At 31.6% G+C, this 24,167-nt stretch carries 24 protein-coding genes; 20 read left to right on the plus strand and 4 right to left on the minus strand.

Annotated elements, in window-relative coordinates; translation table 11 throughout:
• The first annotated feature begins 320 nt into the window (after nt 1–320).
• Nucleotides 321–782, plus strand: a complete 462-nt coding sequence (locus IEX65_RS20675) for a c-type cytochrome (RefSeq protein ID WP_188768924.1) — start codon at nt 321–323, stop codon at nt 780–782.
• 276 nt (nt 783–1,058) lie between these two features.
• Here IEX65_RS20675 and IEX65_RS20680 read toward each other — a convergent pair whose 3' ends face one another.
• Nucleotides 1,059–1,253, minus strand: coding sequence for a hypothetical protein (locus IEX65_RS20680; protein WP_188768925.1), 195 nt, complete (start codon nt 1,251–1,253; stop codon nt 1,059–1,061).
• Nucleotides 1,254–1,282: 29 nt separating this feature from the next.
• Between IEX65_RS20680 and IEX65_RS20685 the strand changes: the two genes are divergently transcribed.
• The 5 genes from IEX65_RS20685 to IEX65_RS20705 all read left to right on the plus strand — a co-directional run bounded on the left by IEX65_RS20685 (nt 1,283) and on the right by IEX65_RS20705 (nt 5,427).
• Nucleotides 1,283–2,068: a helix-turn-helix domain-containing protein gene (locus tag IEX65_RS20685; protein WP_188768926.1), complete on the plus strand. Its 786-nt coding sequence runs from the start codon at nt 1,283–1,285 to the stop codon at nt 2,066–2,068.
• Between the two features lie 159 nt (nt 2,069–2,227).
• The gene (locus IEX65_RS20690) at nt 2,228–3,085 is read left to right on the plus strand and encodes a hypothetical protein (RefSeq protein ID WP_188768927.1); all 858 of its coding nucleotides are present in this window, start codon (nt 2,228–2,230) and stop codon (nt 3,083–3,085) included.
• A 534-nt stretch (nt 3,086–3,619) separates the two neighbouring features.
• Complete coding sequence (locus IEX65_RS20695; protein ID WP_188768928.1) at nt 3,620–4,009, plus strand: hypothetical protein; 390 nt, start codon at nt 3,620–3,622, stop codon at nt 4,007–4,009.
• A 426-nt stretch (nt 4,010–4,435) separates the two neighbouring features.
• Nucleotides 4,436–4,660, plus strand: coding sequence for a hypothetical protein (locus IEX65_RS20700; RefSeq protein WP_188768929.1), 225 nt, complete (start codon nt 4,436–4,438; stop codon nt 4,658–4,660).
• 137 nt (nt 4,661–4,797) lie between these two features.
• Nucleotides 4,798–5,427, plus strand: coding sequence for a hypothetical protein (locus IEX65_RS20705; RefSeq protein ID WP_188768930.1), 630 nt, complete (start codon nt 4,798–4,800; stop codon nt 5,425–5,427).
• Nucleotides 5,428–5,517: 90 nt separating this feature from the next.
• Here the strand turns inward: IEX65_RS20705 and IEX65_RS20710 are convergent, their stop codons facing one another.
• Nucleotides 5,518–5,658, minus strand: coding sequence for a hypothetical protein (locus IEX65_RS20710; protein WP_188768931.1), 141 nt, complete (start codon nt 5,656–5,658; stop codon nt 5,518–5,520).
• A 90-nt stretch (nt 5,659–5,748) separates the two neighbouring features.
• On the opposite strand from IEX65_RS20710, the gene IEX65_RS20715 reads away from it, so the two are divergent.
• Nucleotides 5,749–6,717: a DUF6624 domain-containing protein gene (locus IEX65_RS20715; protein ID WP_188768933.1), complete on the plus strand. Its 969-nt coding sequence runs from the start codon at nt 5,749–5,751 to the stop codon at nt 6,715–6,717.
• A 481-nt stretch (nt 6,718–7,198) separates the two neighbouring features.
• Nucleotides 7,199–8,197, plus strand: coding sequence for a GTP pyrophosphokinase (locus tag IEX65_RS20720; protein ID WP_188768935.1), 999 nt, complete (start codon nt 7,199–7,201; stop codon nt 8,195–8,197).
• 37 nt (nt 8,198–8,234) lie between these two features.
• Here the strand turns inward: IEX65_RS20720 and IEX65_RS20725 are convergent, their stop codons facing one another.
• Nucleotides 8,235–8,435 (minus strand): hypothetical protein, encoded by a 201-nt coding sequence (locus tag IEX65_RS20725; protein ID WP_188768937.1) that lies wholly within the window; start codon nt 8,433–8,435, stop codon nt 8,235–8,237.
• 372 nt (nt 8,436–8,807) lie between these two features.
• Here IEX65_RS20725 and IEX65_RS20730 point away from each other — a divergent pair, with 372 nt between their 5' ends.
• From IEX65_RS20730 to IEX65_RS20765, 8 genes are all read left to right on the plus strand, one after another.
• Nucleotides 8,808–9,434 carry a hypothetical protein gene (locus IEX65_RS20730; RefSeq protein ID WP_188768938.1) on the plus strand — a complete coding sequence of 209 codons (627 nt, stop codon included), beginning with the start codon at nt 8,808–8,810 and terminating at the stop codon, nt 9,432–9,434.
• Nucleotides 9,431–10,162, plus strand: a complete 732-nt coding sequence (locus IEX65_RS20735; protein ID WP_188768939.1) for a DUF4145 domain-containing protein — start codon at nt 9,431–9,433, stop codon at nt 10,160–10,162. The genes IEX65_RS20730 and IEX65_RS20735 overlap by 4 nt, the downstream gene beginning before the upstream one ends.
• 386 nt (nt 10,163–10,548) lie before the next feature.
• Nucleotides 10,549–11,319, plus strand: a complete 771-nt coding sequence (locus tag IEX65_RS20740) for a hypothetical protein (protein ID WP_188768940.1) — start codon at nt 10,549–10,551, stop codon at nt 11,317–11,319.
• A gap of 495 nt (nt 11,320–11,814) precedes the next feature.
• Nucleotides 11,815–12,471, plus strand: a complete 657-nt coding sequence (locus IEX65_RS20745; RefSeq protein WP_188768941.1) for a hypothetical protein — start codon at nt 11,815–11,817, stop codon at nt 12,469–12,471.
• Between the two features lie 10 nt (nt 12,472–12,481).
• A complete protein-coding gene (locus tag IEX65_RS20750; RefSeq protein WP_188768942.1) occupies nt 12,482–12,775 on the plus strand; it encodes a hypothetical protein in 294 nt (97 codons plus the stop codon).
• A 1,315-nt stretch (nt 12,776–14,090) separates the two neighbouring features.
• Nucleotides 14,091–16,055: a pentapeptide repeat-containing protein gene (locus IEX65_RS20755; RefSeq protein WP_188768943.1), complete on the plus strand. Its 1,965-nt coding sequence runs from the start codon at nt 14,091–14,093 to the stop codon at nt 16,053–16,055.
• Nucleotides 16,056–16,497: 442 nt separating this feature from the next.
• The gene (locus tag IEX65_RS20760; RefSeq protein ID WP_188768944.1) at nt 16,498–17,094 is read left to right on the plus strand and encodes an HD domain-containing protein; all 597 of its coding nucleotides are present in this window, start codon (nt 16,498–16,500) and stop codon (nt 17,092–17,094) included.
• Nucleotides 17,095–18,423: 1,329 nt separating this feature from the next.
• On the plus strand, nt 18,424–18,819 hold the full coding sequence (locus IEX65_RS20765; protein ID WP_188768946.1) for a hypothetical protein: 396 nt from the start codon (nt 18,424–18,426) through the stop codon (nt 18,817–18,819).
• A 1,487-nt stretch (nt 18,820–20,306) separates the two neighbouring features.
• Here the strand turns inward: IEX65_RS20765 and IEX65_RS20770 are convergent.
• Complete coding sequence (locus IEX65_RS20770) at nt 20,307–20,537, minus strand: hypothetical protein (RefSeq protein ID WP_188768948.1); 231 nt, start codon at nt 20,535–20,537, stop codon at nt 20,307–20,309.
• 86 nt (nt 20,538–20,623) lie between these two features.
• On the opposite strand from IEX65_RS20770, the gene IEX65_RS20775 reads away from it, so the two are divergent.
• From IEX65_RS20775 to IEX65_RS20790, 4 genes are all read left to right on the plus strand, one after another.
• A complete protein-coding gene (locus IEX65_RS20775; RefSeq protein ID WP_188768950.1) occupies nt 20,624–21,238 on the plus strand; it encodes a hypothetical protein in 615 nt (204 codons plus the stop codon).
• 493 nt (nt 21,239–21,731) lie between these two features.
• Nucleotides 21,732–22,184, plus strand: coding sequence for a hypothetical protein (locus IEX65_RS20780; protein WP_188768952.1), 453 nt, complete (start codon nt 21,732–21,734; stop codon nt 22,182–22,184).
• 141 nt (nt 22,185–22,325) lie between these two features.
• Entirely contained in the window at nt 22,326–23,330 is a 1,005-nt protein-coding gene (locus IEX65_RS20785) for a DUF6414 family protein (protein WP_188768954.1), read from the plus strand.
• 402 nt (nt 23,331–23,732) lie between these two features.
• Nucleotides 23,733–24,077: a hypothetical protein gene (locus IEX65_RS20790; RefSeq protein WP_188768956.1), complete on the plus strand. Its 345-nt coding sequence runs from the start codon at nt 23,733–23,735 to the stop codon at nt 24,075–24,077.
• Nucleotides 24,078–24,167 lie beyond the last annotated feature (90 nt).

Below are 24,167 nucleotides of genomic sequence, written 5' to 3' on the forward strand. Positions count from 1 at the left end.
CCCCGACAATCTATCAGCGAAGCGTTTAAATGTTAATTCTTTGCAACCTTTTTTAAGCATTTTGTTCTCAAAGTTGGTGGGCGACAGGAAATTAGAATAATAATTCAAAGGCTTTTTTCTCGAAAACTTTGCGGTTTATACTATGTTTTTTATATCTTTGGGTGGCTTATTTTTCGGGCGACACTCGGAATAAAGAGCTTGCAAAGTTGGTTTATCTCCAACGTTAGCAAGCAAGTAAAAGTTTGATAATCAACTAATTAACTCAATATTCGCTCAAAAATCATCTTGCTTGCGAGCGTTGGAATGTTTCAGAAAATACAATGAATAACAAATCAATATTGCAATTAACTAAATTGATTTACTTGATTGTATTTTCATTGATTATTGTATTTGGTGTTTCTCTATATATTTTATTAAAGCCAAGCCAATCAATTCCCGAAGCACAGATTGTATATTTTTGTGGTGTAATAGATACTAATTCTGAGAATTCTCGAATTTTAGATTCCACTCAATTAAAAGGAAAAGAAATTTTCAACCAAAATTGTGTTCAATGCCATTCTCCTACCGATGAAGTTGTAGTCGGTCCGGGACTAAAAAATATTTCTAAAAGGAAATCTACAAAATGGATAATAAATTTCACTAAAAATCCACAACGAATTATAGATTCTGGAGACAAATATGCTATTTCACTTTTTAATAAATTCAATAAAACACAAATGACTGCCTTTCAAAATCTCTCTGATGAAGAAATAAAGGCTATCATTAAATATCTTGATTATTGAGTTTTCTTCTTGAAATCGTATGTTTAAAACTGAAATAGTTTGATAATTCTAAGCACAAAATCTCGGTCGACACGCAAAATTCGCCGGATTTTCAATTTTTCAAACGCATAGTTTTCGCTTGACAGGACAGTTCTCCCCCACTCTATTTTTGGGTTTTCTGCTCTTACAGTGGGCTGGCGACAAATCCTCTGAGTGGTATTTTTGCCAACTTTTCTTCGATTCACAAAGTTTTATTCAACTCATTTGCTTTTTTGTATTTTTCCGTGCAATTTTACTTCAAGCATTCAGCTTGGCTGGCTTGGGTTCTCTGGCGTGCAAGCCGTCCTTCGGACGTCTTATCAGAGCGGACTCAAAGTTGGTTCCTCTCCAACTCGAAAGCATTGTGTAAAGGTCTGATGCTTTATTAATTAACTCTAAATTTACTCCAAGTCCATCACAATGCTGGTCGTTGGTGGTGACTTTTACAAACACCTTTTATTAATTCGCAACCAGTATAAAAAATGTCTGAATTACTAAAAAAAAAACCGAACTCTTGTTTATCAGAATTTGTCAAAGAGTACTGGTATGTGCATTGGCAAAATGCCTCTCCAATAAGCCTATCTAACACTCCAACGCCAGAAGAAGCAGTATGCTTTTTTCCCAGGAATTTGCCCTATGCCAGCACTCACGGAGAATTTGTTAAAACAAATGACACTTTCATAATCCGTCAATCTACTTCGAGAATCGATATGCTAACCCCAAACGATTATATTATGTTTAAAATCATTTTTCAAACAGGTGGTTTTTATAGATTGTTTGGTATTCCAATGTCATTATTTACAAATGTACATACAGAAACAATCTCTGTTTTGGGCAAAAATGTAAAATTACTAAGAGAACAAATTACAAATGCTATAAATTTTGAGGAAATGGCTGGTTTTGCAGACATGTTTTTTATAGACAAATTAAAAACTGTTAAAACCTATAAGCATCCTATTGATATTGTAATAAACCAAAAGGGGTTACATCAAAACTCATTAGACAAATTAGCCTCTGATGCATGTATTAGCAAAAGGCAGTTTGAAAGGAAATTTTTTGAGAGAACAGGTGTAAACCCAAAATTGTATCAAAGAATCTTAAAGTTTAACGAAGCAATGAAAATCAAAAAGAAAACACCAACGCTTTCTTGGATTGATATTACTTATATGGTTGGTTATTATGACCAAATGCATCTACTCCGAGATTTTAAACAATTTACAAGTATAATTCCGTGCAAATTTGATTTTGAAAATGCTATAATTTATTAAAGTTGTCGCTTTTTTACTATATCAACCTTTTCATTTCTATAATCTTTGTATAAATAATATTTTTAGCCCAAGCCGTTTTTATCAATTATATTTATTGCTGATGTGTGCGGGTAAAGAAGTTATTATCTCAATAATAATCAAAATATAATTATACCTCAAATGAAAAGAAAAATATCAATAACACTGGCAACCTTCATTTTAATTATACTTCCATTCTTAGTTGGTATCCCTATAAGTAAATATTCACCATATGTAGAAACGAACAGTTTTAAGACATATGTTATTATATGGATAATTATTTCAATTGCTTTGGTTTTGATTGTGTTGGTTCTATCAAAGTATTACTCCAAATCATTTGGTGCTTTACTGATTGGTGGTTTATGGCTCTTTTTACTAATAAGCCCAATTGCAGGGATAATTGGTTTAGCCTCAGCACCTGACCTTAGCCTTAAAATGCTTCAACACCCTGAAAGAGAACATTTGAGATATATCTTCCTTTTCATTGCAGCATTACTATTTGCAGCATTTTCCTTATTTCTACTTAAAAGCAACTCACTAAAAATCTCAACTTTAAATAGTCAGATAGTAAGATTGATTTTTATTATTGCTTTTGCAGAATTTATCTGGGAGTTTTCTCATCATTATTTATATCCAGAGGCATTAAAAGAATGGATTAACCAAGGTAACAAAGTTGTAGAATTCAGCAAAAAATATGACAATATAGCTATCATAAATATTGGAGTATTAGGCAGGCTTGTTCAGTTCTCGTTAGCAGTACTGCTTTCAATTCGATTATACAAGTTGGGACAAATCAAAATTTGGTGCCCAATAATAATTACACTATTTAGTTTAATAGGAATCATCTCAGCATCAGTAATATTTCTTACTCAAATGAATATTCCAAAAGGTTTTGAAATTTTATTTTTATTCTTCATTCCAGGGATACCATTTTTATTATTTTACTGGTTAGGTGTAGCACTGTTGACAAAGTTCAAAAAAAGTGAGATTACGACTTAAAAAAACAGTAAACAATAGCTTTGCCTGTGGCGGGGTGATGTACAAACTTTAAACCTATTATTTTCATTGAACTTTAGAAATAAATGAAACTTTTTACACAATAACCCACCCGTATGCAAAGCCCGAAACCGTTATATGCAAAGAATTTTTTTAGTTCAAAAACTTATGCAAGTGAACTAAAGCGAAGTTTTAGATTGTTAGTTCTCAGCAAACTATCAAATGCATAGTCATTTGCGACACTTAAAATGCGTGGTATTTACTCAAATTTCACTCCGAAAAATAAATTCTTTTTCTTTTCAATTTCTTTTTTCAGAACTTGGTGTGCAGACTTGGTCAGCGACTTACGATTAGAGAAGTTTCTATGATTTTTTTCATCTTAGCACGCAGCTTTGTTGGTGGACATCAAATCGGAACGGTTCGCAAAGTTGGTTTGTCTCCAACACAAGCAAATAAGTAAAAGTTTGATAATCAATAATTAACCCAAAATCCAATCCCAAATCTTCTTATTTGCGGTCGTTGGAATGAAACAAAAAAATGGCTCATTATAAGCAAAAATATTTTGATGAAGCAGGTGAGATTTGGAAAAATTTAGTACCCAGAAGAGGTCAGGCTGACTCTGTACAAGGGGAACTTCTAAGAATTATTGAAAAACTTAGATATGAAGCACAGAACAATGGGAATGCAAATTGGGACAGACAATATAGAATGTTAACAGATTATTTATTGAAGACTTTAATTAAGTCAAATGCTTTTGATGAGTTTGCTTTAAATGAAATTACAAGTGACATAAAAACTTTACAGAACCACATGTACCCACAAACTGAAGATGATATATTTGATAGAATAAGCGATAGAATTGTAGAATTTTGCAAAGCAAATCCAACTTTAATCCCTCACATAAAAAATCCAAAACAAGACCGCTAATTCAATATTTCTTAACTTATTAGCACTTCCGACACGCAAAATTCGATGTTTTTTTTCAAATGTTTAAACTCATAGTTTTCAGCTGACAAGACAGCTCTCTCCTACTCAATTTAGGATTTTGTGCTTGCAAAGTGGGTCCGCGACAAGTCCTCTGAGTGGTATGTTTGCAAACTACACGCAAAGTTTTATCCAACTCGTTTGCTTTTTTGTATTTTTCCATGCAAATTTACCTTCGGCAGCACAATTCTTGGCTTGGGTTCTTGGCGTGCAAGTCGTCCTTCGGACGTCTTATCAGAGCGGACGCAAAGTCAGTTTAGTCCAACTCGAAAGCATTGTGCAAAGGCTTTTTAATCTATAAATTAACTCTAAAATAACTCCAAAACCATCACAATGCTGGTCGTTGGAAGTTTTTAACGCAACAAAATTATGAAATTCGACTTACTTAAAATCAAAAACATACTTGAAACGCAAGTTTGTTCAGTACACAACCAAATCCCAAACGTTTCAATTATTGATGATAAAATACAAACTATTCCTTGTTGCGAAAACTTTGGAGTTGAACTATCAAAGATAGCTGAACAAGAATATCACAAACAAGCTGACTTATCTATTCAGTCTATGCTCGATGAATTTCAAGCAAAGTTCCAATAACAACAAGTTCTGTTTTTTCATCTGAGTCTATTTTGTCAACAATAGCAGGTAACTCTTTTTTAATAGCCTCCTTATCATTTGACCTTACGTAAATTGAATTGTTTTTAATCGTAAATGAAAAGTCTTTAGGCATAATTATGATAACAGATAAATTACAATTTTATAAAGACTGCGACATTGTTTTAAATGAAATAAAGAACAATCATAGCCATACAGACTCCAATCTAATAAATAAAAAATTGCACTTTATTGATGTTTTTAAAAGCGTTATACAAAACCATGAAATAGAGTATATTAGAGCAATTCATTATGAACTTTATGTTGCTAATGGCTTTTTGGGAGGGGTTAATTCTGGTGATGAAAAAATAAAGTTTGACCAAGTTTTCCATCTTAACCATTTAACTTCAAAAGGTTTTCATTTTATTAGTACAACATCCTTTGTTGAACAATATTTGGAGAATCAAAGGACAAAAGAATTAAATGAAAATGCAATTCGTTCGTCCATAGAATCGGCAAAAAGCTCGAAAATAAGTGCAGATTCATCTGTTAGTTCTAAATATGCGTCTTGGGCTTCTGCTGTCTTTGCAGGTTTAGCAATTATTTTCTCAGTATATCAATATTTAAACTCACAAGAAATTAATAATGAATTTAAAGCATTGAAAAAACAAGTAGAATCCCTGATACAAAACCAAAAAGAAATACAACTGCATACCAAGGGCTTGGAGGCTCTGGCGGATTCTTTAAAAACTTTACCAAAAAAGAAATGAATCTCATAATTACATTCGACAATCAAACACCGTGGTATTCGCTCATTTTTTACTGCGACGAGCAAGCACTTTGGCGTTTTAGGTTTTTAATTATTTCTTGGCACTCAATTTTGGTGAGCGACAAGCAATCTGAGCAATTACTACGAAATCTTTTCCATCTTGGCGGTCGGTGTCTCGTTCGACGTCACAAATGAAAAATGTTTCAGCTTTGAAAAGCTCCAACTTACGCATTAGGTAAAGGTAAAATACTTATAATCAATAATTTAATAAATATTCCCAACCATTTCAATGTTTTGGTTGGAAAATAGACAACTTTTATTTGTGAAAAAGCAGTTAACAATCTTGTTATTTCTACACTTTTCAATTTTAGGATTTGGACAAAATAACTATTCTTTTTTTGTAAAACAAGCGGATTCATTGTTTAAGTTGAAAAGATACTATTCAGCATCGAACAAATATTCAGAAGCATTCAAATCAAATAATTGGAAAGGCACATTAACTGACAGATATAACTCAGCACGTTGTTGGTCAATGGCAATGGTTTCGGATAGTGCATTTTTCCAACTAAATAGAATAACTACTTTGATGAACTATTCTGATTATAATCAGATTGTTAAAGATACTTGTTTTCACACTCTATATAAAGACTACAGATGGCAACCGCTTATAAATTTAGTATTACAAAATAAGGAAAAAGAAGAGGCTCATTTTGATAAAATTTTAGTTATACAACTTGATTCAATTTACAATGAAGACCAAAATTATCGCAAACAACTTGATTCAATACAAACAAAATTCGGCTGGCAATCAACGGAGGTTCAAAAACTTTGGCAAGTGATAAATCTTAAGGATTCACTAAATTTGATTGAAGTAAAAAAAATAATTGATAAACATGGCTGGCTGGGTGCTGATATTATTGGCAAAAAAGGAAATCAAACTTTATTTTTGGTTATTCAACATGCAGATATTGAAACACAAAAGCAATATCTACCTCTGATGCGAGCTGCCGTAAATGAAGGAAAAGCACAAGCGAGTAGTTTAGCATTATTAGAAGATAGAGTGGCTTTAGGTTCAGGTAAATGTCAAATTTATGGAAGTCAGATAATGCAGGATGAAACGGGTTATTATGTTCAACCATTAAAAGACCCAAGGAATGTCAATGAGAGAAGGCAAAAAGCTGGTTTAGGAACAATTGAAGAATATTTACAATATTTCAACTTGAAATGGAATGTCGAAGAATATTTAAAAAAGCTGCCTGAATTGAAAATGAAATTTAATATCAAAGAATGAGTTTTGTGTGCGTGATTTACGGAAATTTCAAAGCGTATGCTGCTAAAATAGTTTGACAGTTTTAGCTAACCTCCGACGAGCCGAATTCGCTATTTTTTCAACAATTTCAAACGCCTAATTTTTTGCGACGTGGCAGCACTCTGGTTCACCAAATCAGGTTTTCTGCTTGCAAAGTCACCTTCGACAATCAAAATGAGTGGTATTTGCTCAAATTTTACTCCGATTAATAAATTCTTTTGCTTTTCATTTTCTTTTTTCAGAACTTGGCACTTAGAGTTGGTTGTGGACAATAAATCTGAGCAAATTCTACGATTTTTTCAATCTTGGCACTTTTAGTTTTTGGTGGACATTCGATTGGCGAAGCTTTCAAGTTGTGTGAGTCCCAACGCTGCAAATAAGTAAAAGTTTTTAATTTTAAACCTAAATACCCAACTCCTCGCCCATCTTCTCATTTGCGGTCGTTGGAAATGGAAATAACAAAATGGAGAATGACAACAAAATATTAACTGAGTTTTATGAACTAAAAACTAAATACACTTTGTTTGCTGATTTAAGTTATCGACTTGTTCAAAGCCTCCTAAAAAGTTATGGTATAAATGTTCATCAATTAGTCTTTCGGGTTAAAGACGAAAAAAGTTTAGAAGGTAAACTAAAAAGGAAAGGGGATAAATATTCTTCAATTTTCCAAATTACTGATATTGTTGGATTAAGAGTAATCACATACTTTGAGGACGATATTGATAAAGTTTCTAAGCTTATTGAAAATGAATTTGATATTGACATAAGCAATTCAATTGATAAGCGACAATTAGATTTGGACAAATTTGGTTACAGAAGTCTACACTATGTATTAGGAATTAAAAAAGAAAGATTGCAACTAACAGAATATAAAGCTTATGAAAATTTTAAGTTTGAAATTCAGATTCGTAGCATTTTGCAACATTCATGGGCTGAAATAGAACATGATTTAGGGTATAAAGGTGCTGTTGAAATTCCCAATACTGCTAAACGAACATTTTACCGAGTAGCAGCTTTATTAGAACAAGCCGACATAGAGTTTGTGAAACTTAGAGAAGAAATTTTAATGTACGAAAATTCTGTTAGTGAACAGATTAAAGTAACACCTTCAACTGTACTTTTGAACAAAGCATCTTTAAGGTCATTAATTGAGAATAGCACTATCATAAATAACTTTGAGAAAAAAATGGGTTTACAATTGAGTCCTGCAACAGAGGAAAATTTTGACTTTATAATTAAAAATTCACTGCCCAAATTAGAATCTCTTAGAATTCAAAGCGTAGAACAGCTTGAAAGTGAATTTAAAAAACATGAACATGACCTAACTGAATATGTGATAATAACCAAAAAAGCAGTGAAAGGTTTAAGTAATACTAATTCTCCCACTTCTTTTCTTAAAGGAGCATCTATTATTTGGCTTGCTAATGTATTAATGAATAAAAATAAAAAACTGGAAGTTTGATTAACATATAGAATGTTACAGATTATCAACGAAGTTTTTAAATGTGAATTCTCAGCAAAATTTCAAACGCATAGTTACCGCCGACATTTTCAATGCGTGGTATTTTCTCAAATTTCACTCCGAAAACTAAATTCTTTTGCTTTTCATTTTCTTTTTTCAGAACTTGGTATGCAGATTTGGCTCGGGACAGTTTATTAGCGGGTTGTGGCTGGCGTGCATATTTAGTTTTTAGCAGCATATTTTGTAGGGTTGGTTGGGGAGGTTGGTGTCGGGTGACACCAAATTAGATCGGTCGCAAAGTCAGTTTAATCCAACACGAGCAAATAAGTAAAAGTTTGATATTCAACTAATTAACTCAAAATCCAATCCTCAATCTTCTCATTTGCGGTCGTTAGAATAAAGTAGGAAATAATCAGTAAATTGAAAAATATATAATAAAATGGATAATTATTGTATTTACTGTAATTCATTATTACCCTCAAGAGGCTTTTTTTGTCCATCATGTAAAAAACAAGTTAAGTGTAAGTCTTGCAACGAAATTTTAGAAATTGACTCTTCGATTTGTATTATGTGTGGTGAAGAAATCACTCAAAAACAAACTGGGACTATAATGAACACAATCGAATTTTCTGAAAGTCATGGAAAGAGAGCTTTTAAAGCATCATTTACAGATACTGTTGGAAATAGTATGAGTGAAACATTTGGTGCTTTCTTAGCAAACAAGGTGACGCAGCAAATTGCAAAACGAAATTCTACTCAAAAGACTACCGATAATCATTTTGATGTCCAAGATTTTGAAATTGTTGATAATGACCAAAAGGCACTTCCAAACACAAGTCACTGGAGCGAAATATTTGTGCATGAAGGAGATAAAACAACCTTAATTCAGCCTGCACTTAAAGCAAAGTCAAAAAATGATTTTGCCAAAAGGCTCGTTTGTTTGTTCCTTCAATATAAAAAGGACAATGGAATAGAAATAGTCCCAAGAAACGAAATATCTGTTTTAATGCAAGATTGTGGTATTGATGATGGTAATTCAAGAACAATGATTTCACAAGAAAAATCGCTATTTAGGTCCGACAGCTCAGGTGTTAGAATTTTATTACCAGGTTCTGAATTTGTCAAAGAAATACGGTCTTCAATATCCAATACAGAAATACAAAATGGATGGAAATTAGGAACAACACGAAAAAACAAAAAATCTAAGAATAAAGGTGAAAAGGAAGCAGAACAATGAAATTAAATGATTTTTTAGTGTTAGCAGGTGCTAACCAAAAAAGTGAGATTGAAAAAGTATCCTTACTTTGTTTCTACCGAACTGTCATTGAAGATAAGGAGGAATTTGAAGTTACTGAAATTTGTAATCTTCTGAATAGTGTTGGATTTGCAAAACCGAATCCATCAAGGTTAAGACAAAAATTAATTGAATCTAAACTATTTGTTAAAAGTTCATTATTGGGTAGCCATAAACTTCATTCAAAAGAACTTGAAAGATTAAAAAAAGAGCACCCCCATTTATCAAAAAAATCAGAGGATATTATTTCAAGTGATATTATTTTACCTGAAATTTTGTATTCTGGAACACGTGGTTATATTGAAAAAATTGCTAAACAAATAAACGCCTCATATGAAAATAACATATTTGATGGTTGTGCAGTTTTAATGCGTAGATTAATTGAAATTTTAATAATTCATGTGTACGAAAATTTAGGTAGAATAAATGAAATAAAAGATTCTAATGGCTATAAGAATCTTAGTTCGATAATAAATTACACTATATCAAATCATGTAGTGAAAAATATGTCAAAAATAACAGAAGAAACTTTAGATGAGTTTAGGGAACTGGGAAACTTCTCGGCTCATCAAATAAAGTATAATGCAAAAAGAGGTGATATTGAAAGGGTAAGATTAAAATTTCGATTAGCTGTTGAGGAGTTACTTTATGCTTCTAATATTATTTCATAATTCGAGATTATGTATTTGATAAAGAATAACACTTACAAAATATTAAAACTTTCAAATCTCTCGTGGACAACGACCTCTTTTGGACTTATCCAAAGAACTTCAAGCATCTCAGCGACCAGTTATTAGGGCGATTTCAAGGGGTCTTCAACTTCTCCGTCGACAACTACTACCTTTTTTAAAGGAATGCTTGCTTTTCTCCAAATAGTTACTAAATTTGTTTCTGCTTGGTTGGTTTTCAAAATCAACTTGGGACTGCGTCCCTGCGTTGCTTGCCATCATTCGTGCGTCCCAACAGTCGCATTAAGAAAAGGTAAGTAATTGTAAATCAATAAATTAACCTTAAAATCCAACCATCTCAATGCTTTTGGTTGGAAATTTTCAAAAGCATGGATAGTATTCCATTAATTAATTCTTTTAAGATAGAAATTTTTCACCGTAAAGAAGAATTTCATGGAGATGCTATTTTAGCTCATTCTGGATTTTACTCTACATCATTAAGTTTCGATAGTTTGCTCTATTTTCTAAAGCACCATGATGATAACGAAGGAGTAATTGAACATTTAAGAATTACATTAACAGAGTTCTCAAAGAATTATGCAGAAATTGTATGTTTTTTAGAATACCCTATTCCAAAACTTTTAACAAAAAAGTTAGAACAATTCGATGTTATAGATTCTAATGAAATCGCTTTTAATAAATCAGATGTATATGTTATAATAAATTCTGACCTTGATGATGAGCATATACAATTAAGCTCTATTTTTCAGAATAAACAAATTGTCAAAAGAACAACTTCATATGAAGGAGGATTAAGTGCTATTGAAAACGAATGGTTAGTAGATGTAGTTGAGGTTTTAGGAAAACTTGATGGGACGGTTGGGGGTATTACCGCAATACTTGTGTTTTGGAAAATAATTATACAATTTTTTAAAGGAAAACAGTCAATGCCTCTTGAAATAAGTGGGAAACTAAACGCTGCCATTGCAAAAAAAATAAAGAAAAAATATAATGATAAAGTTGCATCTAAGAGTTTCAGATTAAGAGAAGATGGAATCCTTGTTTGTATTTATAAAGGAGATAATAATGATTCATACAAAGTTTTATTCAATACGAAGAAAAATAAGATAGTTGATATTGATAAAGAAGAATATTTTTAACTAATCCAATTGAATTTTTCGCTCACAGGCACTTGCAACAGGACAAAAGCGAAATTTTCAAGTGTGAGTTCTCAGTAAAATGTCAAACGCCAAGTTACCGCCGACATTCTGAATGCGTGGTTTTTTCTCAAATATTACTCCGAAAAATAAATTCTTTTGCTTTTCAATTTCTTTTTTCAGAACTTGGTATGCAGATTTGGTCAGCGACATTCGATTAGAGCAGGTGCTACCCTTTTTAGTCCTTAGCACGCACCATTTTTGGCGACAGTTTATCAGCGTTGGCATTCAAAGTTGGTTTCTCTCCAACGCTAAGTATTATGTAAAGGCTTGATAATTAGCAAATTAACTCTAAAATCATTTCAAAAACCATCATAATACTGGTCGTTGGAAATTTCGTTCAAAATATAAAAATGTACCGATAAATAAATTTTTTGAGCAAATAATGTATAATTTACTTATTGTAATTAAATTTGATATTCATAACCTAATACACAAATGAAAAAAATAAATATTGCTTTGTCATTATTTTTGATAATTCTTGTTTGTCAAAGCTGTTGGCTACGTGCAGCTAAAGAAGCTCTTGGAATTGCACGAGATGTAAAAGACTTGATTGCACTTGGAACAGAAATTGTTGAAATAATGAATGAATTTTCAGAACAAAGTAATGAATTCGTTACGAATGTAAATGAAATTCAAACAACCGCTGTTACAGGCTTCAATGAAGGAAAACCAACTAATGATATTGCCATTTTTTGGGAGGGTGAATGGAAAGGCATACATTCAAAATATGATGATTTAAGAACATCATTAAATGCAATAGATGTAAAAACCAATTCATATTTTGAAGAATTAACAAAAAATAATTTAAGTATAAGCGATTCTACCCTTAGAAAAACGGACGCCGAACAAAACTTACAACTTAGAGAAAAATATAATATAGAAAGACAGAAAGCAATTGAAGGGCTTGATAAGGCACAAGAAATGTTAAAAAAAGGGGATGATTTGAATTATGTTTTAAGAAACCAAGTTTTGAGAAGTGCGGTTGAACAAAATATTCAAGTAATTAATGAGATTGCACTTCAAGCAAAAGGTTTAACTGAGAGTATCCAATCATTTACAACTAATTGTAAGCCCTTATTTCAAACTAACTAAATTTCAGATTATGAAACGTTCAACTCTAATTTTGACTTTTTTTTTAATTGGATTTCTAATACTGGGTAGTTTTTTATCCCCTACTCCAAATTATACCATTGAGAAATATGGTTTTTTTTCAGGATTGCTTCATGGATTTTGTTCATTCTTTTCTTTGATTCTATCTTTTATAAATTCAAACATTGCAGTCATGGCAAAAAATCATACAACAAGCTATTATGTTGGATTTTGGTTAATGGCAGTTGTTTCATGGTCTATGATAATAAGTATTTTGAGCGTTATGCTGAAAATGCTATTTAGTTAAATAAAATTTCTTTTAAACAGTTTAACTTTATTAAGTTCATAATTCCCACAGACAAATTATTAGCGAAGTTTCAGTGTATTAGCTCTCGAAAACTTCGCTATTTTTTGGTTCTTTGTTCACATCGTTACTTTCGACATGAAATTAGCGGGGTACTCAAAGTTTTTTTTCGATGTTATGACGTAGTTTTTACTACAATTTTTTATATCTTTAGCTCACTTATTTTTCGGGCGACACTCGGAAAGAAGAGCTTGCAAAGTTGGTTTATCTCCAACGTGAGCAAGCAAGTAAATGTTTGATAATCAATCAATTAACTCAACATCCGCTCCAAAATCATCTTGCTTGCGAGCGTTGGAAAAGTTTCAAAAATATGAAATTTAGGATTACATACAATCAAATTTTTCAGTATGTAATTCCATTCTCATTGTTTTCAATTTTAAATATTACAATTGAAAGACAAGTTAATACCGATGGTGGTTATGAAAAGTTGTTTGGCTTTCCTTTTTCATTTATTTCAAGCAATATTGGCTGTTCGTTTTGTTATCAATTCTATCTTTTAGCTTTTTTAATTGATTTTCTAACCTATTTCATTTTGATTTTTGCGATGCTTGAAATATTGCTAAAAGCTGGATTCACACTTAAATCAAATAAGATAACCATTTTTGCAGTAAACCTTTTACTCTTCCTATATATTGGATTCATATTTTCAGTTTGTGAATATCATTTAAACTTGATAAACACGGACATATTTTCAGTTTCAAAGATTTTAATACATTTTGGCTATTATCCTCTTTAATCGAAAGACTCATTCGACGAGCAAAATTCGCTGGGTTTTCAATTTTTCAAACGCATAATTTTCATGTGACAGTACAGTTCTCTCCTACTCACTTTAAGATTTTCTGCTTACAAAGTTGGCTGGCGACAAGTCCTCTGACTGGTATTTTTGCCAACTTTTCTTCGACTCGCAAAGTTTTATCCAACTCATTTGCTTTTTTGTATTTTTCCATGCAAATTTACTATCAGCATTCAGCCTTGTTGGCTTTGGTTGGTTGGCGTGTCTGCTGTCCTGTGGACAGCAAATCAGAGCGGTCGCAAAGTTCATCAGCTCCAACACGAAGCATTATATAAAGGCCTGATAATTAATAAATTAACTCTAAAATCACTCCAAAAACCATCATAATGCTGGTCGTTGGAAGTTCTCATTCATCATTACAAAAACAAGAACAACACTTTTGCATATTTGGAAATTGGTGGAAACAGCCTCTTTGACATCAATCCATAAAGCATAATTCAGACTTTTTAACTATCCTGAATAAAGATGTGCCAATTTTCAAGCCCAAATAAATGTATTTTTGAAGAAAAATACTTATACTGGAATGAAATATTTCCAAATAGTCTGTTAAAGTTTAATCAATTACCAACTGATACTTTTGGGAATTGTATATTTCACAGCCAAGAAGTGAAATGGAAAAAAGAAAACCTTTTTTTTGATTACTTTTTAAGGTATATCGACTTATCAATTAAAGATGAAAATATAAATTCAATTGATTTAACTCAACTTATAATTACTGGAGATAAATCTGAAATGATTAATCTTAGTGGCATTGATTTTACAAAACCATTAAATATGAAACTTTGTACTTTCGAAGGTACACTTGATATGCGAAACTCTACTTTTAATGAAAATGTAGATATTTACAAATCAATGTTTAATGGGCCAGTCTATTTTAACAAGTCAAAATTTCATGATAGAACTAAAATTAATAACTGTATTTTCAATAAGCCTGCCTATTTCAATGATTCAGAATTTACTTCAAAAAATAGAGATAGCTACCTCTCTTTTACGGAATCAATTTTCAAAGAACAGGCAAATTTTTCTGATACGAAATACCTTGGAGCTAACACAGACGTAAATTTTCAACTCGTTAATTTCAAGCATAATGTATATTTTACAGCATCAAAGTTTGAGAGACACGCAATATTTAATGGAACACATTTTGAAGGCAACACAGATTTTAGGTCAGTTATTTTTGAAAATAATGCTGTTTTTGTCGAAAGAGTACAGAATGATTTATCTAATATTGTTGTATTTAATAGTGTAGACTTTTCTTTGGCAAAATTCAATCGGTCGGTAATATTTCAAAACACTAAATTCAATAAAGCAGCATCTTTTGATGAAACTATGATTACACAATGTTCATTTAAAGATATTTTCATCAATTCCGACCTATCATTTAATAATTCAAAATTGGGATTAGCCGATTTTGATAATTTTGAACTAAACACAAATGGTCGAATAATATTTAGAGGAGTACTAAACAATAAAGTCTTAACAAGTCCAACTAATTTTAATATTGCTGATGAAAAAATTAATGGCTTTATAAGTTTCGAAAATACTAAAATGTCATGGATAAATAAAAATCAAGTTGACTTTCTATTAACTCTTGAAAAAAAAGGCAAAGTATATTTTGATAATGATTGTGAATTTGAGGCAAATGTAAAAATATTAGCATTTAGAATAGAGGGGCATCCAGGTAACTACAAATTATTCAAAACAATTTTTCAGAAATTAGAAGAATGGATTGCCCTGTTTACTAATAATATACAGACTTTTTTGCAAATAGACACATCTTCAATTTCCTCAAATGAAATGAAAATCAAAGTAGTTTGGCAAAGAGAAGAAGATTATAAACTGTTCCAAACACTTTCAAAATATTATTTTGAATGTTTAAATGAAAAAAGTGAAAATCAAATTTCCGAAATTTTAAGCAAAATAAGTAGTCCTGATTTTCTAAACTCTTTTTCGACTGATAACAATATTTATTTTTCTAATTTAAACAACAATTTAAAAGATATTATTGATGATGTTATAGACACTTTTGGTAAGTATATAAAAAATTGTGACTTAGTCATGCCACCTGAGCTAAGCAAAAATTTATTAAATTCACAAACATCCTTAAATTTTTTCCCTAATGAGCAAATAGATATTTTTTATTTCTTAAATTTGGTAAATAATGCTTTAATTAATTTTGATTTAAAAAATGTAACATTAAATATAAATATGATTAATAAAACGATAATTTCAGGAAAAGGTCATACAATCGGAAACATTACTCAACAGAATCAAATACCTGAGAGTAGTAATGATACGAAGGCACCCGATGATAAGCCTTCAAAAATTAAAACTATTTTATCAGCAATACCTGAATGGGCTAAAATACTTGCTGGTTTAGGTGCAATAGCTACATTAGTTAAAGTTATAATTGAGTATAACAAACATTAATATTTTTTATTGTCTCATTAGACTTGCGTATGCTTCTAAAATAGTTTGACAGTTTTTGGCTCAAAATCTCTTTCGACAAGCCGAATCCGCTGGTTTTTCAGTTTTTCAAACGCATAATTTTTGGCGGATAGGACAGTTCTCTCCTACTCTATTTTGGGGTTTTCTGCTCTCACAGTGGGTTTGCGACAAAATCTCTGCGTGGTAGTTCCGCAACTTTTTCTCCGACATCCAAAATATTTTGGTTCACAATTGCTTTTTTAGATTTTTCAGTGCAAATTTACTTTCAGCAATCAAGTTTGTGGGATGGGTTGACTGGCTGGCTTAGGCGTCGTTCGACGCCAGATTGGAGCGGTCACAAAGTTCATAAATCCCAACTCGAAAGCATTATGTAAAGGCTTGATAATTAATAAATTAACTCTAAAATCACCCCAAAACCATCATAATGCTGGTCGTTGGAAAAATTCTTTTCGTCATTAAAAATAAAGTTATGCCTGAACTTTCATTTGAAAAATTACCACCCAATATTCAAATAATTTTAGATAATTTACACTGCCCCATTTTGCTTAACAGACACTTAATTTTAGTTTACAATGTCAGTAAAGTCTTAACTAAAAAAATCTTATATGAATTTCCCAATTTAGGGCTTAATGAAGATGAAATATTATTTGGGGCTGCTACACACGATATTGGAAAAATTATTGAAAAAAAAGAATTAAGAGAAAAAGGGAATATTCATGAAGAAACTGGCTATAAAATATTAATTGACTATGGCATAAATGAAAATCTTGCCCGTTTTACAATAACACATGGAAGTTGGGAAAATGAAAATTTAAGAATAGAAGACTTAATTGTATCATTAGCAGACAAAATATGGAAAGGGCAAAGAATTGACAAACTTGAAGAGAAATTAATCAAAGAAATTTCAACATTGATAAATTTAGATTACTGGGCTACTTATTTAAAATTGGATAGTATAATATCTAAAATTATAATTGGTGCAGACAAAAGGCTGAATTGGCAAAGTAACTTTGAAAATTAGAACTCGTATATAATAAATAGTTTGACAATTTTAGCTCATAGGCACATTCGACAAGCAAAATTCGCTGGTTTTTCAGTTTTTCAAACGCATAGTTTTCGGCTGACAAGACAACAATTTGGTAATTCTTTTTTGGGGTTTTCTGCTCTCAAAGCTGGTTGGCGACAATTTCTCTGCGTGGTAGTTTCGCAACTCTTTCTCATAGATTCAAAATATTTTGGTATGCAGTTGCTTTTTTAGATTTTTCCGTGCAAATTTACTTTCAGCAATTTAGTTGGTAGGATGGGTTGACTGGCTGGCTGGGCGTCGTGCGACGCCAAATTAGAGCGGTCTCAATGTTCCGAAATTCCAACACGAAGCATTATGTAAAGGCTTGATAATTAACAAATTAACTCAAAAACCATTCCAAAAACCATCATAATGCTGGTCGTTGGAACGTTTCTAAAACAATTCGAATAGAGGTAAATGGAGAAACTAATCAGAGAATGTGATGAATGTAAAAGTGCCTATTTTAGTGATTCCTCACAAATGCCCAAACTTTGTCCTGAATGTTCACATTTCTTGTACGGTTATGCAAACTGTGAGCATGAGTTTTTGAATAAAAGATGTATTAAATGCTATTGGAACGGTAATTCGACATCATATATTAATAGTCTTAAACAGAATAAATAGTTTGACAATTTGATTTCAGTTCTAAAACTTATCCGACAGGCAAAATTCGCTGGTTTTTCAAAATTTCAAACGCATATTTCATGACGGACAGGACAGTCCTTTCCTACTCTATTGGGGGGTTTCTGCTTGCAAAGTGAGCTGGCGACAAATCCTCTGAGTGGTATTTTTGCCAACTTTTCTTCAGTTCGCAAAGTTTTATCCAACTCATTTGCTTTTTTGTATTTTTCCATGCAAATTTACCTTCAGCAGTATAGTTCTTGGCTTGGGTTCTTGGCGTGCAAGCCGTCCTTCGGACGTCTTATCAGAGCAGACTCAAAGTTCATCAGTCCCAACACGAAGCATTATGTAAAGGTCTGATATTTAACAAATTAACTCTAAAATCACTCCAAAACCATCACAATGCTGGTCGTTGGAATGAGAATAAAAAAAAACATATTCGATTTGAACATATTAAAGCGAACATATACCATAATTTTACTCTCAACTCTTTTGCTTTTCTTGTGTATAGAAATTACACTAATATTTAAAGCCGAATTTTGGAATAAATATAAACCTCAACTCTTTTTTGGTTATTTCTTCTTCTACTTACTCATATTATTAGCTTTTTTATTTTGCCTTTTACTCATTTCGGCTGTTCTAAGAAAAAATAGTATTTCGGCAGTGATAGAACTTAAATGGATATTTTTCTATACCGTATCTTTTATTTTATTTTTTAAATTTTCTCTAAATCTTAACAAGTGGTTTCATATTGGCAGTGAAGTAAAAACATATATCAGAAATTCAACAAATGAAATAATCGAAGATTTTGTTATTTATGGCAGACATAACAAAATGGAAGTAGCACAAATTTTGCCCAAGAAAGACACACTTGTACTATTTTATGGTAAAAGTATCGACTACGATACTCAAAATCCAAATGAAAATTCGGTAGAAATTAGCTTCACAAGTGCAAAATTCTTTACTCAAAAAGAAATATTAAGCAATTGGCGGGTTATTTCAGACAGTTTAAGCATTGAAATTATAAAAAAGGACTCTATAAAAGTTGAAATCTGGTAAAACACATGCTTATAAAATAGTTTCACAATTTTTAGCTCAAAGGCTCGTTCGACTGGACAAATGCGAAGTTTTTAATTGTTAATTCTCAGTAAAATTTCAAACGCAAAGTTAACTTCGACATTTCTAATGCGTGGTATTTACTCAAATTTTACTCCGAAAAAAAATTCTTTTGCTTTTCAAATTCTTTTTTCAGAACTTGGTATGCAGATTTGGTCAGCGACTTTCGATTAGAGCAGTTTCTACGCTTTTTTCTATCTTGGCTCTCAAATTTGGCTGGGCGACATCAAATTGGAGCGGTCGCAAAGTTGGTTTGTCTCCAACACGAGCAAATAAGTAAAAGTTTGATAATCAACTAATTAAATCTAAAATCAATTCCAATCTTCTCATTTGCGGTCGTTGGAACGGTTTTCTTCGAGCAAATTCGTCTGAAATTATCGCTAAAAAGTCAGTTTTTGAAATTCTCCTTCGACATTTCAGCCGTGAAAACGATAAAATTCGTCGCTGTTTTTCGTAGAAATTTGTCGTTAAAAATCGGTCAGTTTGCATGATTTTTATGTCAGATTTTCAAACAAAACTTCATTTTTTTTAGCCGTGAAAACGATAAAATTCGTCGCTAAAAATCGGTTAGTTTGCATGGTTTTATGTCAGATTTTCAAGCAAATTATCTCCTTTTCAACTCAAAAACGATAAAATTTGTCGCAAGCTCATAAGATTTCAAGCTCTCGGTCGACAAGATAAACCAACGGTTTTACTCCAAAATTCTTACATCCATCCGACAATCACTCAGAGCGGTTTCTTTGTAAGCACTTTTTCGCCAATCAACTTTTTGGGGTCTTTTCGCTTGGAATGCGTCCGACTTCTCGGACGGGGTTCCAGCGGGTTTGAAAAAATTTCCCTTGTCCAACAGACGTATTATGAAAAAGTTTTTGCATTTTTGCTTAAAATCAATCAATAATCCCAATCATCATAATACTTTGGGTTGGAATTTTTTTTAAAATAATACAGTGAGTTCAATGATATCCAAATTTTTTTATCCCACTTACAAGTTTAAAATCTACAAGGTACTGTATTTGTCAATTATCATTTATTCAATCCCATTATTTTTATTTTTCCTGCTTACTTTTGACGAACTAACTTTTCATTTTATAAATATTTTCCCTTTATCAATATTACTTGTATTTCTTGCTCCATTTTCAATAATTGGAATAATTTTCAATATTATCAGTCCAAAAAAGGCAAAAATTGAACTTAATAGTCGAAATAAAGAAATAGCAGAATGGATGTTATTTATTGGAATCTTAGGCTTTTTTATTGGGGTATTGGGATTAATGGTTGTTTATTTAGTGATTAATTAGTTGTATGCTGTGCTGCTAAAATAGTTTGACCGCCTTTAGCTCAAAGGCACATCCGACACGCAAAATTCGCTGGTTTTTCAGTTTTTCTAACGCATAATTTTTGACGGACAGGACAGTTCTCTACTACTCCATTTAGGTTTTTCTGCTTGCAAAGTTGGCTGGCGACAAGTTCTCTGAGTGGTATTTTTGCCAACTTTTCATCGACTCGCAAAGTTTTATCCAACTCATTTGCTTTTTTGTATTTTTAAGTGCAAATTTACTTTCAGCAATCGACTTAGCTGGCTTGGGTTGGTTGGCGTGCTTGGTGTCTTGCGACACCAAATCAGAGCGGTCGCAAAGTTCATAAGCTCCAACACGAAGCATTATGTAAAGGCCTGATGATTAACAAATTAACTCTAAAATCACTCCAAAACCATCACAATGCTGGTCGTTGGAACGAGAACAAAAATATGTATAATATCAATCTACATGACGAATTATTACAAGCTGGCCTTAACCAAGATTTGAATGAAATTAATAGAGATTTTGATAAAACAATAAATGAACTCGAACAAGTATTATCACTTTATTTAGGTCAATTAGAGTATGCCAAAAGTCAAAAACTACATCCTTACATTGTCTTGCTTAATTTCACGATTAATCTAAATATATTACTTCTTGATAATAAACTAACATCAAAATATTTAGTCAACTCAAAAACTGAATGGGAAAAAAGATACTTTGCAAGAACTTTGTGTATATTGACGTATGAAGCAACAGAAGATATTCCCGAATTAACTGGAAGTCTATTTAAGAAAACCTTATCCGAACTAAATAATGGCAATCACTATTTGAACGAACTAAAAACATTATCCGCTTCTCTGCATCAATTTAAGGCAAAACACCGTGTTTTTTTGAAAAATATACGAAATAATACTTTTGGACATAGAGAACATAATTCTGAAATTCAAATAAAAGCTATTATAGACTTGAATTGGGCAGAAATTATAGATATTAATACTTCGTTCGATTCAATTTTAAGAAATTATGGTGCATTCTTACAAAGAATAATGGCTAATATTTAAAGACTTTTCCACTTAACAGTTATTTAGGCTCATGCGACAAGTATGCGATTGAAATAATTTGACATTTTTTAACTCAAAGGCTTCGTCGACAAGCCGAAACCGCTGGTTTTTCAAATTATCAAACGCATATTTCTTGGCGGACAGGACAGTTCTCTCCTACTCTTTTTTGTTTTTTTTGCTCTCAAGGTGGGCTGGCGACAAGAACTCTGTTTGGTAGTCTTGCCACTTTTATTCCAAAACTCAAATTATTTCTGAACTCGTTTGCTTTTTTGTATTTTTCCATGCAAATTTACTTTCAGCAGCATAGTTCTTGGCTTGGGTTCTTGGCGTGCAAGCCGTCCTTCGGACGTCTTATCAGAGCGGACGCAAAGTCAGTTTAGTCCAACTCGGGCAAGCAAGTAAAAGTTTGATAATCAATTAATTAACTCAACATTCGCTCCAAAATCATCTTGCTTGCGAGCCGTTGGAAAAATAAAAACCGAAATTTAAAAATATGAGACGAATAAAATGGGGAATATTTACTGTCTTAATTGGACTATTGCCTTTTTTTGCTCGACTAATTATTTATTTAACAATTAAAAACGTACAACCAATTTACCTTTTGAATGAAATAGATTTAACAGCTTTTGGACTTGTTTTGCATGTAACTAACCTTAATGATTTAACTGAAAATTATATAGGTGAAGAAAAATGGAAATATAGTAATATTGGCTTGTGTATATTATTTGTAATCGTTTATGCCTTCTTTCTATCTATAACCTATTTTGCAGAAATTGATACCGATGGTAAGTATGCTGACAGAAATAGTATAAAAATTTGCTCTTTTGTGCTTAGTTTAGTATCTTTGGGTTACAGCTACTGGCTTGGTGGGGTTATCTCAAATGATACATCAAATGTGGTTCCTCCTGTAAATACATCAAATGGATATTTTTTTTCAAAATATTGATTTAATAGTCAAATCTGCAACTTTTTTTGCTTCGGCAGGAGCTATTGTCTTATCAATAAAAAATATCCTTGATAGCAGAACAAGACAAAAACATATTGATGACTTTTTACGCAAAAGGGAAGCACGAAAACGTAAGTCCCTATGAAAAAAATCAAATCATTTATCTATCTTGACAATTATAAAATGTATTCTATAGCTTCTCAAATCTTTGAGGGCTTAACAGAATATATTATCTCCTCAAAGTCTAATCATACTGAAGAATCCAATAAACAAGAAGGCAGCAAAGCAAGTGGATTAATAATGGCTGATATAATTACAGAATCTTCAGCACAAACTGAAAAAAAATTTTTGCATGACTATTCATATACACTATTTGAGAATGCACTATTTCAGGAAGATAAAGTAATTGAACTAAATGATTCTAACGTAGAAACTAAAATTTTAGAAATACAAAGTAAAAATTTTATTAAAGTTACTGGTAGAATTGCAGTTAAGGATGTTAAAAACATTCATGAAACATTATTAAAAATGAATGACCTATTAACTGCAACAAAGTATTTGCAATATCAAAATACATATAAACAAGAAATTGAAAAGTTTAATGAGCAAATCAACACGATTTCAGACAGAAATCAGAAGCAAAAGGTTAAAAGTATTTTTGAAAACAAATTTTCATTTGAAAAAATAATTAAAGATGAACTACTTGATAAAAAGTTTGTTGAACATCTATCGCTTCTATTTAGCTATGGTTATAATGATATGCTTGAGGTATTGCTGCCAATAGAAAAACAAGGTAACTTCTATTTGTTTAGCTGCAATCTCGACAGACAAATGCTTAAAGAAAAAGTTGATTATATTGTAAAAAAATATTCAAGAGAAACTGAACAAGAATTTACAATATTTGGAATACTAACACAGTCAAAACGATACTCTGAAGAATTAGAAACCGAAGATTTAAACCATGTTCATAGAGATGAAGATGCAATGAAATTACAAATGAATAAAGTCAGAAAAGCATTAAGTGTGATGGAAAACACATTTAATAAAAAGCTTGAATATGAGTATATAATTGACCCATTGCAATTTATAGAGAGTTATAATTTTACCGACGTGAAATTAGGGCTTTTATTCAAGTGGAGCTTCTAATTTTACTTTAGACAGCCACTCAGAGCGATTCAAGGGTTCTTCAACTTTTCGGGCGACAAGCACCGCCTTTTTGTTAGCTTGCTTGCTTTTCTCCAAATCATTACTATTTTTGTACTGGCTTGGTTAGCACTTTACTTTTTCGGGCGACCAAGTTAAGGCGTTGGTGTTTCAACTTACTTGGATTCCAACTTCCGCATTAAGAAAAGGTAAGATACTTATAATCAATAATTTAACTTTAATACCCAACCATCTCAATGCTTTTGGTTGGAATGACAAAAATCCATATAACAAATGAATAAGCTCATGCTTTTTTTTGTATCAACGATTTGTCTATCATGTGCTTTTTTTATTAGACCAAAAGTTCAATTTGTAATAGAAAATCAAACTTCAAAAGATTTTAAAATGCTTGTTTATAGCAAATCAATTCTTTTAAATAGTATATCAATTAGAAACCAGAGCAAATTTGATACTACTCTAACATTTGGTTCCCCTGGTAGCAATGGTCAGAATTCACCATTTAATTCCGAAAAAGTAGATTCTATTATAGTTTTGTTTAGTGATAAACGAATCATCAGATACTATTGCGATGGAAAAATACTCTTGTCGGGAACAATTAATGGTTTAAATTGCAAATGGGATAAGTCACCGATGGATTTCCGTTTTGATAAAACCAATAAATTTAAACCCGTTACTTATAAAAGTTTGATTTATGATGAATCCGATTATCAAAAGGCAAAGCCACTTTGATAAATAATGTACTTCTAAAATAGTTTGATAATTTTAGTTTCGAGCAACAAGATAGTAGCGAAGCTTTCAAACGTAAATTCTCAGCAATAT

The organism is Emticicia aquatilis (assembly GCF_014644295.1).
Taxonomy (GTDB): domain Bacteria; phylum Bacteroidota; class Bacteroidia; order Cytophagales; family Spirosomataceae; genus Emticicia; species Emticicia aquatilis.